Genomic DNA, 12,616 nt, shown 5'->3' with positions numbered 1-12,616 from the left:
ACGGAAGCCCCGAGAATCGTCGTGGAGATTCCAAAATCTTAGACTCTTGTGAGAGTTCCCAGATTCAAAGCTGCAAGGTATCCGCTCAATAATTCGGGGCGGACTACCCACTCACGAAGGATTTTGCGTCATTTGAGGTGCATCGTTGAGCGATTTACCCCGGATTATTGAGCGGATACGCTGCAAGTAAATCTAAAATCTAAAATCTAAAATCTCAAATCGACTGGCCGTGTCCGCTCGATCAAAAAATTCGATCGCCCGCATCCAGCTAAAATAAAAAAGGCAGGACTCGCACGCCGAGTATTTCATGAACAAATCGCTGACTCGCCAAATCACCGCAGGCATTGGAATCGCCTTGGCGCTGCTAATTTTCAATGCGGCAACTTCCTACCGCAACACTCTCAAGTTAGTCGAAAACGAACGCTTGGTGAGCCACACTCACCAAGTTTTAACAGAACTCGAAGCCACGCTTTCCACCTTAAAAGATGCTGAAACCGGACAACGCGGTTATTTGCTGACGGAAGAAGAAGGGTATTTAAAACAGTATCAAAGTGCGATCGCCCGCGTCAACGAACAAGTAGTCGGATTGCAGCAATTAACCGCTGACAACAACCGGCAGCAACAGCGTATTCGCAACTTGAAAATTGCGATCGACTCTAAATTAGCGGAACTCGAAGGAACCATCAATGTGCGGCGCAAACAAAACTTAGCAGCAGCCCTGCGGCAAGTAAAAAGCGGTAGGGGAACGCAACTCATGGGCGGTATTCGGCAGCAGGTAGCTGTAATGGTAGCCGAAGAAACTCAGCTATTGCAGCAGCGCGCCCGAGAATCTCAAGCCAGCGCTAATTTGACAATCCTGACTTTTACCGTTGCTGCTTTTGTAAATTTCCTGTTGATGGTGTTGGTTTACTATTTGGTGAAGCGCGATCGAACTTTGCGCGACAATGCCGAAATCAAGCAAAATCAACTGTTAGAACAGCTACAGCACGATCGCCACTCCCTAGAATTAACCGAAGAACGTTTTCGCAGCGCCATTGTCAACGCACCGCTGCCAATTATGCTGCACGCTGAAAACGGAGAAGTTTTGCAAATCAACTGCGCTTGGACAGAACTCTCAGGCTACGAATCCTCAGAAATTCCCACAATTGAAGATTGGACAGAAAAAGCTTACCACAGCCGCAAATCGCTAGTGCAAGCAGATATCGATCGGCTGCACCAATTAAACGCGCGCCTTTCAGTAGGCGAATACATGATTGCCACAGCCAGCGGCGAAACTCGAATTTGGGATTTTTATTCCGCACCTTTAGGCAAGCTTTCCGACGGCAGAAATTTAGTAATTAGTACCGCCATTGACATAACTGCGCGCAAACAAGCAGAAGCGGAAATTCGGATGCTCAACGCTACGTTAGAACGGCGGGTGCAACTCCGCACCAATCAACTTCAAGCAGCTAACGAAGAATTAGAATCTTTCACCTATACCGTCGCCCACGATTTGCGGGCTCCCCTGCGGGGAATGCAGGGATTAGCTGAAGCTTTATTAGAAGATTATCGCGACCTCCTCGACGAACTCGGTCAAGAATACGCCCAGCAAATTGTTAATTCGGGGCAACAATTAGAAGCATTGATCCAAGATTTGCTAGCTTACAGCCGCCTCAGCCGCAGTGATTTATCGCTGCAAGTTTTAGACTTAGAATCTGCTGTCGCCGAGGCAATTGCTATGGTACAAGCCGACGCTAAATCCAGCGGCGCTCAAATCAGTATTCGATCGCCTTGGTTTGCAGTAATTGCCCACCGAGTTACTTTAGTTCAAGTAATCGCAAATCTGCTGACTAATGCTATAAAATTTGTGGAAGGCGCATCGCCACAAGTGCAGATATGGGCTGAGGAAATTGAGCTGTCTCAAGAGGGAGAAACCGACAGCGAGACACGGGGAGAATGGGAAAGTGAGGCAGTAGGAAAGTGGGAGAATTCGCAGTTACTGATTGCCTCTTGCCAATTGCCCGAGCGCATCATCCGTCTCTGGGTAGAAGACAACGGCATCGGTATTGCTCCAGAACATCAAAAACGCATTTTTCGCGTCTTTGAACGCCTGCACGGTATCGAGTCTTACCCCGGAACTGGTATAGGATTAGCTATTGTACAAAAAGGAGCCGATCGCATGGGCGGTCAAGTTGGTGTGGAATCTCAATTAGGACAAGGCAGTCGATTTTGGATAAATTTGAGGAAGGCATGAAAGTAATGCAGACGATTTTGCTGGTGGAAGATAATCCCGTTGATATTCTGTTGATGAAGCGGGCTTTTCGCGATCGAATTTTTACTAATACTTCGCTGCAAATTGTCCGAGATGGAGATGCAGCGGTTTTTTATTTAAATGGTGACGGAGAATACTGCGATCGCGATCGCTATCCTTTACCTGCGATAATTTTACTAGATTTGAAATTGCCCAGGCGATCGGGTCACGAGGTTCTGGTTTGGCTGAAGCAGCAGCCGGAACTAAAACGCTTGCCGGTGGTTATGCTTACTTCTTCTAACCAAACATTTGATGTCACTCAAGCTTATGATTTAGGGGTAAATTCTTATTTGGTTAAGCCAGTTGGCTTTGCTTCTTTATTAGAAATGATGCAGAGTTTTAGCGAGTATTGGCTCAACCATACCGAACTGCCGGAACTTATCGATTTTTCTGGTTTGTAGTGGGATTTTCCCGGTGTTTATTGCTGGTTTCTTCGTTACTAGGCTCTTAGTCGTAACCAGTGAATTAAGTTTCTAGTGAGGAATCCCGTCCTGTATCATCTTAAAGGGGCGACCTCCAACATTTTCATGATGAGCGATCGATCATTACTTTAGCTAACAGCCAAATTATCAATTGTTAAAGTGGTACACATTCTGGTAATAGAGCCGCAGGTGCGATTTTATGCAGAAGCTGAGAGGAATATATCTATCTTTGGGTAGAAGACAACGGCATTGGAATTGGATCAGAATTTCATGACAGGATTTTTGGATTGTTCGATCGCCTGCACGGTCAAGAAGTGTATCCCGGGCCAGGCATTGGGCTGGCGATCGCCCGCAAAGGAGTCGATCGAATGGGCGGCGCGATCGGGCTGGAATCGACTCTGGGAATCGATACTCGATTCTGGGTCAAATTACGCAAATGCGAGTCTTAAAGAAGGCAGAAGGAAGAGACAAGAGGACAGAATTGTCAACTTAAGATTAAACCCGCAGTCCGGCAGGGGTTAAAACCCTTGCCGGACTGAGCGTTTAATGCACTTGTTTACAGGCTTTGGGGAGAAGGATATAGCAGTTCTTGAGTAGATCGGGTACCCAATCAAAATTAAAAAGCTTGGCAACACGGTCATTTCGGTGTACATCAATTTTGCGATCGACGCTATTGTGCAAGCTGTGAGATACAATAAAATACAAGCAAATACAATCAACGTATTTGCAAGTCGAATTAACCTGAGATGTTGCACCATTCTCAATAAGCTTTTAGGAACAGGCAAGATGCCTGTGAAGCGAGAAAATTTGCTCTTTTTGGAACAGGCCGGAAAGCCTGTTGCTGACAATCGTGCAAGATGTGAGATTAACCAAACAACTAGATATTGAAATTATTTGAATAGTTCTAACATATTCTTAGGATTAATCATGTTTGCCCTAATACAAAAACTAAAAGCCCCATGCTATCTATTCTGTTAATCGACGACAACCCGAACGATCGCCTGATGATCGATCGAGAACTGAGGAAAACTTTTCCAGATATAGAAATTAAGTCGGCTATAGATGCCCAAACTCTCGAACAAATCCTGGCGACCGGGGGTTTTGACATGGTAATTACCGACTACCAACTGCGCTGGAGCGACGGATTAACTATTCTCAAACAAGTTCAAACCCGCTACCCAAATTGTCCGGTAATTATGTGTACTGACAGCGGCAGCGAACAAGTGGCAGTCGAAGCTATGAAAGCTGGTTTGAGCGATTACGTGTTCAAAGGGCGAAATTTCCAGCGGCTGGCGGGGGCCGTGGGCGAAAGCTGGAAAAAACAGCAGTTGCGCGAGAACTACGAGAAAACGTCAGCGCAGTTGGCAATTTCGGAGGAAAGGCTGAGGGTGGCAATCGAAGCCTCGAAACTGGGAACTTGGGATTGGAATCTATTAAGTGGTGAGGTGGTTTGGTCGGAGGAACACGAACGGTTATTCGGGTTGGAAAAAGGCAGTTTTGCGGGAACTTACGAGGCGTTTTTTGCCTGCATTCACCCGGATGACCAGGCCTCGATCGCCCGGGCTATTGCCTTTGCTTTAGAAAAAAAAATAGAATACAAGTACGAATTTAGAGTCATTTGGCCCGACGGCAGCTTGCACTGGATCGCCACTAGGGGCAAGTTTTTTGATGATGAGACGGGTCAATCGGTGCGATCGAGCGGCGTGGTTTGGGATATTACCGATCGCAAATTATCGGCAGCGAGAGTGCAAGAAAGCGAGGAAAACTTGCGCTTTGCGCTAGAAGCAGCTAACACGATCGCTTTTACTTGGGATATGGCATCGGGGGAATTCCGCCGCTCGTCCAATGCCGAAACACAGATGGGTTTGGGCCCAGACAGCACCTTTGGTACTTTTGAGCAAAAAAAGAATGCGGTGCATCCAGAAGACCGCGAAAGCTTTTTGGCAGATTTGGATGCCGCATTCAGGGGCACGGGAGTTTACGAGTCGGAATACCGCAAACTGCGACCCGACGGCTCAGTGATTTGGCTTCACGACAAAGGGCGGATGGTTTTTGACGCATCCGGCAAACCTGTTCGGCTGTTCGGCGTGACGATCGACATTACGGCTCGCAAACAGTTAGAATACGACCGCTCGCGCGGCTTGGCGCGCGAGCAGTCGTATTTGCGCCGCCTGCAAAAGTTAACTGCAGCGTCAGTTGCTATCAACTCCACGCTGTCGGTGGCAGAAATACTTCAGTTAGCGGCAGATAGTGCCCGCTTTATTCTTGAAGTCCACCAGGTAGCCGTCAACCTCAACCCTTCCGCCAACTGGGATGCGGGAATTAGCAAGTTTTCGATGTCAGAAAAATACGCCGCGTGGCAAGATTACTGCGAAGAGCCAGACGGTACGGGCATTTACCAGGAAGTTTGCCAGCACCAACAGGCGATACGCATGACTCAAAGCGAGTTAGAATCTCACCCGGCCTGGCGGGGGTTCGGCAAGGCTGCGGGCAAGCACCCGCCGATGCGGGGCTGGCTGGCGGTACCGCTGACGGCTCGGGACGGCAGAAATCTGGGATTGATTCAGTTGTCGGACAAGTACGAGGGGGAGTTTGCCGAAGATGACCAAAGTATTTTAATGCAGTTGGCTCAGGCGGTGTCGGCGGCGATCGACAATGCCCGGCTTTACGAGGAATCTCAGCAGGCAAATCGGATGAAAGATGAGTTTTTGGCAACTCTTTCTCACGAGCTGCGATCGCCCTTAAACGCGATTTTGGGCTGGGCGCAACTGCTGCAGCACCGCAGTTTAAGTCCGGCTGCTACTGGGCGGGCTTTGTCCACTATTGAGCGAAATGCTAAATTGCAAACTCAATTGATTGATGATTTGCTGGATATTTCGAGAATTATTCGCGGCAAGTTGACTTTGAATCCAAGTCCAGTAAATTTGATTTCGATGGTGGAAGGAGCGATGAATACGGTGCGGTTGGCCGCCGATGCTAAGTCGATCGATTTGCAGTTTGCAGTTATCGATTTGGGCTTGGAGACTGGTGAATTTTCCGAACCCGGGGAGGTTTCTGGCAATCCTGAATCTCAGTTAAATCCGAGATTTTGGGTATCAGGAGACCCCGGCCGGTTGCAGCAAGTGATTTGGAATTTGCTGACGAATGCGATTAAGTTTACGCCGCGGGGGGGGCGAGTTGAAATCCGGCTGCAGCAAGTTGATGCGGAGGTTGAGCTGGCTGTTGCGGACACGGGAATTGGGGTTGCTGCGAATTTTTTGCCTTACGTGTTTGATTCTTTCCGGCAAGCGGATGCTACGATTACTCGCAATCATAGCGGTTTGGGGTTGGGTCTGGCGATCGTCCGGCAGTTGGTGGAACTCCACGGCGGTACGGTTTGGGCCCAGAGTCCGGGACTGGATATGGGATCGACTTTTACTTTCCGTCTCCCTTCGATGCAGGTAAATTCGATCGCCGGCGAGGAAGCGCAGGTGTTGGCTGGCGCTGGTAATTTACTGGGAGTTAAGGTTTTGCTGGTTGATGACGAGGTTGATTCGCGGGAATTTATGAGGTTTGTCTTGGCAGATTCCGGGGCCGCTGTCATGGCTGCATCGTCTGCTGCTGAGGCGTTTGAGGTGGCTTCGGAGTTTGTGCCGGATGTTTTGGTCAGCGATATCGGAATGCCGGAGGAAGACGGCTATTCGCTGCTGCGAAGGCTGCGCTCTTTGAACGCCCAAAGGGGAGGGAAATTTTGGGCGATCGCTTTGACGGCTTATGCTAGGGATGAAGACCGCGATCGTGCTTTTGCTGCGGGTTTCGATCGGCATCTGTCTAAACCCGTGCAACCCGATGTCTTGGTAGAGACTATAGTCAAGTTGAGCCGTGCCGGCGCTAACAACTTAAAAAACTCTATTTGAAATTTGGAATTTGGAATTTGGAATTGAGCATTGTGTTTGTAGCGACCAAGAATTTCAAAGGTGGTACCCGCCACGCGATTTATCCGTGGAATCAATCCAAAATCGAAAATCGAAAATCCTCAAGCCCCCGAATTTATCTCGCGCAAGTCAATCCAAAATCTCAAATCTCAAATCTAAAATCTAATGACAGCTTTAATCCTCATCAAACTCGCTCGGACTTGCATTCTTTACTATAAACGTATAATGCTGATTTTACCGGACACGAGCTGATTAATATCAATTCCGCTAGCATAGGAATTGTAAAATCGCATCAACAGTCAATACTCAACTATCATTCAGTTTTTCGACTGACAGTTAACAGTCAACAGTCAACAGTCAACAATAATTCCGGTGCAACCGGAATTGATATAACCGGACTCGATCTCGACGGTAATCCTCAACTCAAAAATATAAAACTTTGTATTTTTAAAACTATTCAACTTCTGCTTGGGTGCGGGCTTTGAGCAACGCCCAAAATATGCAATTTCAATGCCGATTAGCTGATTGGTTTGTGTTAATATGCTAAAAGATCCAACAACCACGGTAATTAGGTGGACAAACTTCAGACAGACATAGAGGCTATTTGCTCTCAGATTGAGGCATTGCGCCGGGAACGCCAGCAGCTTAGCACTGCGTCGATCGTCCCCGCCGGGGATTCGCCCCAAGCGATCGCCGATGCTTACCGCCGTCACGCCAGGGAAACAGCACAAGTGTCGGCAGAAGTCAAGGGAATTGATGATGCGATCGCGGCTCTGTCTGCTCAACTGAATCAAAAACAGCAGCAGTCGGTAAAGTTGCAAAGAATCAGTCCGATGGAGGAGCAAGTTGAAGAAGGAAGAGAGCTCGCTAAGGGACACGCGGAACGGATTAACGAACTGGCGGCGGAACTGGCGGCGGAAGTGAAGGGACTCAAAGCCATCGCCGACCAAATTAGCCCCAGCTACTGGCAGGTTTATTACAAGCCTTTTATTACAGGTTTTAAGACTATTTATGTTCCCTACGTGCGATCGGACGGGGATGTTTGGACTATTGTCAATCGAGTAGTTTAGAGAGGCTGCGGGAGCAGAAATAATCAGCGCTGAAGACAATTTTTTTCCTGTCCCTATTCCTCTACCTCAACCCCGCAGCAGTTGCTTAATAGTTCCGACCAATTCTTGAGGGTGAAATGGCTTGGCGATGTAAGCGTCGGCTCCTTGTTTCATCCCCCAGTAGCGATCGAACTCTTCGCTTTTGCTCGAACACATTACCACCGGCAAATTCTGAGTTTTAGGGTCGCTTTTGAGCCGGCGACAGACTTCGTAGCCGTTCATCCGGGGCATCACGATATCCAGAACGACTAAATCCGGGCGGTTGGCCTTGATTTGCTCTAGAGCTTCTACGCCATCACTAGCTACCGTGACGTTGAGTCCTCTACCTTTGAGCAAGTCGGCGATCATCTCCCGCAGAGTGACGCTATCATCAACAACCATAACTGTACTCATAGAATAATCCCTACCAAGTTTCTGGGTTGAAACGTTCACATTAACGTTTACATTAACGTTTACCTTCAAAGGTGTCTTTTCCTGATTGAGATTGCGCTCTGCTAGATGTAGTTTACCCACTTTGGCTGATTTCTCAATCATTTTCTGAGTAATTATCGCGAAATAAAGATCCGCGCAATCTCGGTTGACACACGAGGCTCTGTCCGTTAGTCTATCATTTTCTTTCTCAAATGGTACTTTTATTAAAAAATCAGGGTGTAGCTTGGTTGTGCGTTTCCGGTCGAGGACGGCGCAGCGCCGCCTGCATCAAAATTTGTCTAATTATGATTTTTCGTACCTAAAGCCGATAGTTTTTGGTCGTAGAGCGTCTCTAAAACGACCGGGCGCTGGCGGTAGCTGTGACCGGAGTTTTTGCAGCCGTTAGCAACTATTCCCAAGATAGAAGCTCCAGACATTTTTAATTCTTCTAAAACTTTGCGAACTTGCGATCGGTCTGTTTTCCCAATTTGCACGACCATAATCGTAGCGTCTGTGTGAGCTGCGAGCAAGTGGGTGTCTGCCAAGCCGGCTAGCGGGGGGGTGTCATAAATCACTAAGTCAAAAAATGCTTGAAATTGCTCCATCAGATACTGCATTTTTTTGGAAGAAAGCAGCTTGATCGGATCGGGGGGAATTTGACCGGCGGTGAGTACGAACAAATTATCTTGGTTCGGCGCTCGCTGAATCGCGTCGTTGAGGCTGAGATCTGTGGAGATGGCATCGCCCAGGCCTCGCACGTTCGGCAGTCCTAACTTAACGTGCAGTTGCGGGCAGCGCAAATCTGCATCTACTAACAATACTCGCTGTCCGACTGCTGCTGCTGTGGCTGCCAGGTACAAAGCTACTGTAGATTTGCCGTCTCCGGCTACAGCCGAGCTGACTAAGAGCGATCGAATCGCCCTTCCTGTACTGAGCAAGTGAATGTTCGTGTAGAGCGATCGAAATGCTTCTAAAAATTGATAGTCTAAGTCGCTCAAAATACTTGGCCCCCCGAGCATCGGAACAGTAGGTTTAGCTTCGCCCGGTTCGACAACTTCCACCTTCGACTTCGATCGAGCCGATGTTAGTTGCCTCGGTCTGGGTGCCTTTCTGCGCTTGACTTTTTTGGTAAACGGAATTACCCCGAGTATCGCCAATCTGGTGGCCATTCTCAGTGATTCTGGAGTGTGGAAAACAGTATTTAGTACCTCTACGAGCAAGCCGACTGCTATGCCCAGCAGACCGCTTAAAATTACAGCCAGCGCTAACTGTTTTTTGGTTTGTTTGACGGTAGCTGTTATCGGCCTGCCGAATTTGTCTAGCGGAATTTCTGGAGGATTGATCAGCACCCAGGGTATTTGCTGCTGAGCCGCATCGATCCGCAAGGCTTCTCGTTTTGCCAAGAAGTCCGAGAAACTTTTAGTAACTACTTGCAGTTCCCGCTGTAAATTGTCGTATTGTCGCGTTGTCACTGAAAAAGTTCTAATTTTTTGGTTGAGATCCTTTTGCAAAGCTGTCATTTCGCGATCGCGCGCTGCCAATTCTTGGATTTGGGTCTCCAAATTTCCCATCACCACTTCTCTTGCTTGTTGAGTGGCGGTTAAAATCAGTTCTTCCCGAGTTTTTTTCAGTGCTAAAACTGGCAAACTGTCTTCTCTGTACTGAGCTAATTTCATTGACAAATCCGAGTCAATTTTCTGGATTTGACCTAACAGTCCAGCATAAGCTTGTCCTTGGGTCATCAGCAGCCCCTGGGGATTATTTTCCTTGAGTAATTTTTCATAGCTTTGGTAGAGGTTCCGCATCCCTTGTAGCTGTACTCGGATTGCTACTTGCTGACCCCGAATGCTTTGCACTTGTTCTGAAAGAGATTTGCCCTCTAGCTGGGGGTCAAACAAGTTGCTCTGCTGGCGCAGTTTTTGGACTTGCAATTGCAAAACTTCGACTCTTTCTCGCAGCTTTGGCATCTCCATATCTATAAATTTAATGCCTTGATTAATGCCAGTCAGTCGCTGCTGCAAGCTGTACTCTAAATAAGCTTTAGAAACTTTATCCAAGACGCGGTAAATTTTGTCTTTGTCTGAATCTTTGTACTGAACTTCTAAAATTTTTGTGCCTTGCTGTTTGCCATCTTTGGTGTAGCTGATGCGGTTGATCGACAGTTTGGACATCAGTTCGCTGTAGGTCATTTTGGGATTCGCAGCTCGCAATTGCTGAAGCACTGGCTGCATCATTTTGGGGCTTCGCAAAATCCTAATTTGGGTTTCGTAGTCTACTAAGCTAATTCCTTCTATATTAATTTTTGCTAAGTCAGCAGCGACGGTGTTGTCTAATTGTTTGGATAGCAAACCTTCTGCGGTGGCTGGTTCTACTAACAGAGAAAAGGAACCTTCATACTCGATCGTGATATTTTTAGAAGTGATGACGATCGCTGCTCCTGCGAGGGCACTCAAAGCAATGGTGGCTGCTGCCATGACCAGGATGCGGCGGCGCAGGACGCCTAAGAGCCAGGACAAGTCTAGCTTTTCTTCCTCTGTCTCCTCGACGAATTTATCTCTGTAGTTCTGAGCCGAAAAGTCCGGCAGTTTGCCATTTGATTTGGGTGTGAAGGGTTGGTAATCTTGTCTGTTATCCATATTCAGCCTGGGTATTCTTGAGTGGGTATTCTTGAGGTTGATATTTTTGATGGTGATATTTTTGAAGCTGCCGCGCCGCGACTGGGAAATCCTATTGTTTAGTTTATTTTAGCCTTTCCCAGGAATTATCCACCTCACCACCAGCGTTCTTACCTGAATAAAGATCTGAGAATGCTTATAAAATTTAACACTCCGGTAGCTGGCCCGACAGGCCCGATTACAGTGTTCATGCGGTCTACCAATTTGGCGAGACCGCTGCGGGATACGATAATCATGTCGTTGTTGCGAAGTTGAGGATTGAGTTCTTCGTTAATTCCTTGAGTTAAATCGATTTCGATCGTCCGTTTAGTAGCTGTACCGTCGTTGTTGAGGCGGACTAGCTCAACTTGATTCCTTCTAGCTCTGGTATTACCGTAGCCAAAAAATCCTCGGGAAATTAAAGCTTGATTCAGCGTGGCATTAGCTGGGAGTCTCAGCGGATCGAGGCTTGTGGTGACTTCTCCTACTATAAAAACGTTAATCCCGGGGGGAGCAAAGTTAGTGTTAGCCAGCACCCCAGCTTCTGCAGGGTTGACGATCGTGGCTTTGGGAACGACGATCGTGTCTCCCTCCTGGAGGATGGTATCTTGGGCGCCGTCGCCGGACTCCAGGAACTGCCACAGGTTGACTGGGATAATTTGTTCGCCTCTTCTGGTGACGCGGCGCACTTGGATTTGCCGGATGTCGGCTTCGGAGGTGATGCCGCCGGCTAGCTGAATGGCGCGGATGACGGTGGGGAAACCTTCTCGACTGAGGTCGCTTGTGGTGTTGCCGCCGATGACGACGTAAGCCCCCGGGCGGGTGACTTGGCCGACGATGGAGATCGATCGAGGTTTTTCTGGCGGCGGCGAAAAGTTGGCTGTCGCAAATTGGCGAGCTTCTGCTTGGTTGAAGTTGGCGACTGTGGGAATCACGATTGTGTCTCTGTCTTGCAAAATGATGTCTTGAGAGATGTCTCCTTCTTGCAAGAATCTCCACAGGTTGACGTTGAGCACTTGATCGGGGCCGTCTGGTTGGGGACGGCGGACGCGGATGTTGCGGATGTCGGCGACACCCGTGACGCCTTCTGCGAGTCTGATCGCTTGGGTGACGGTGGGGTACTGGACACTCGGCGTGACTCCCGGGCCAGCAGTCAGGGTGATGGTGAAGTTTCCAGGCCTGGTAACTTCTCCGATGACGCCCACGTTGAGGGGGCGGGCGGCGACGAGGCTGACGGTGACTATGGGGTCTTTGAGGACGCGCCGGTAGGCGTTGCGGATGATGTTCGTGGCTTCTACTAAGGTGCGGCCGCGGAGGGAGACCAGGCCGATCAGGGGTAGGTTGACTGAACCGTCGGAAAGGACTTCGTAGTTGCGGGTGAGGTCTGGTACTTCGAGTATTTCTACTAGAATGCGATCGCCACCGCCGAGTTTGTAGCTTTCGGGCGATCGTCGAACGCCGCCAGATTGTGCAATGGCTGTTTCGGGCAGCAATCGCACTTGTGCCGCCGCAGCGAGGGGAAATCTGGCGGCAATAACACCGTTGGCGGCGATCGCGCACAACGTTAAACTCAAGACTGGCGCGGTAATTTGTTTAGGAAATTCGGCGTTAACCACAGGCTACCTATTTTCTTTTGGGTTCCTTCATTAGTTTAATCCGTCACAATTCAAATGCCATCTCGATCGCAGCTATAGCCTTTCTCAGGCAGATGATATCAATTCCGGTTGCACTCCTCCGGAATTGTTGACTGTTGACTGTTGACTGTTGACTGTTGACTGTTGACTGTTGACTGTTGACTGTTGACTGTTGACTGTTG

Annotated in this window: 8 protein-coding genes; 5 read left to right on the top strand and 3 right to left on the bottom strand. The window is 48.5% G+C overall.

Features of this window, described 5'->3' with window-relative positions; translation table 11 throughout:
* Window positions 1–307 precede the first annotated feature (307 nt).
* From QUA56_RS28255 to QUA56_RS28235, 5 genes are all read left to right on the top strand, one after another.
* Window positions 308–2,233 carry a CHASE3 domain-containing protein gene (locus QUA56_RS28255; protein WP_333364771.1) on the top strand — a complete coding sequence of 642 codons (1,926 nt, stop codon included), beginning with the start codon at window positions 308–310 and terminating at the stop codon, window positions 2,231–2,233.
* The gene (locus QUA56_RS28250) at window positions 2,209–2,691 is read left to right on the top strand and encodes a response regulator (protein ID WP_333364768.1); all 483 of its coding nucleotides are present in this window, start codon (window positions 2,209–2,211) and stop codon (window positions 2,689–2,691) included. The genes QUA56_RS28255 and QUA56_RS28250 overlap by 25 nt, the downstream gene beginning before the upstream one ends.
* Window positions 2,692–2,933: 242 nt before the next feature.
* The gene (locus QUA56_RS28245) at window positions 2,934–3,161 is read left to right on the top strand and encodes an ATP-binding protein (RefSeq protein WP_333364850.1); all 228 of its coding nucleotides are present in this window, start codon (window positions 2,934–2,936) and stop codon (window positions 3,159–3,161) included.
* A 510-nt stretch (window positions 3,162–3,671) separates the two neighbouring features.
* Entirely contained in the window at window positions 3,672–6,608 is a 2,937-nt protein-coding gene (locus tag QUA56_RS28240; RefSeq protein WP_333364766.1) for a response regulator, read from the top strand.
* Window positions 6,609–7,198: 590 nt separating this feature from the next.
* Entirely contained in the window at window positions 7,199–7,696 is a 498-nt protein-coding gene (locus tag QUA56_RS28235; protein WP_333364763.1) for a hypothetical protein, read from the top strand.
* A gap of 66 nt (window positions 7,697–7,762) precedes the next feature.
* Here QUA56_RS28235 and QUA56_RS28230 read toward each other — a convergent pair whose 3' ends face one another.
* The 3 genes from QUA56_RS28230 to QUA56_RS28220 form a co-directional block, all read right to left on the bottom strand.
* Entirely contained in the window at window positions 7,763–8,128 is a 366-nt protein-coding gene (locus QUA56_RS28230; RefSeq protein ID WP_039886668.1) for a response regulator transcription factor, read from the bottom strand.
* 317 nt (window positions 8,129–8,445) lie between these two features.
* Window positions 8,446–10,782, bottom strand: a complete 2,337-nt coding sequence (locus QUA56_RS28225; protein ID WP_333364760.1) for a polysaccharide biosynthesis tyrosine autokinase — start codon at window positions 10,780–10,782, stop codon at window positions 8,446–8,448.
* Window positions 10,783–10,931: 149 nt separating this feature from the next.
* A complete protein-coding gene (locus QUA56_RS28220; protein ID WP_333364757.1) occupies window positions 10,932–12,416 on the bottom strand; it encodes a polysaccharide biosynthesis/export family protein in 1,485 nt (494 codons plus the stop codon).
* Window positions 12,417–12,616: the final 200 nt, after the last annotated feature.

Origin of the sequence: Microcoleus sp. N3A4, from assembly GCF_036701805.1 — a bacterium.
Taxonomy (GTDB): Bacteria; Cyanobacteriota; Cyanobacteriia; order Cyanobacteriales; family Microcoleaceae; genus Microcoleus.
Note: the sequence above shows the minus strand (reverse complement) of the source record. Positions and strands in the feature narration are given on the sequence as shown.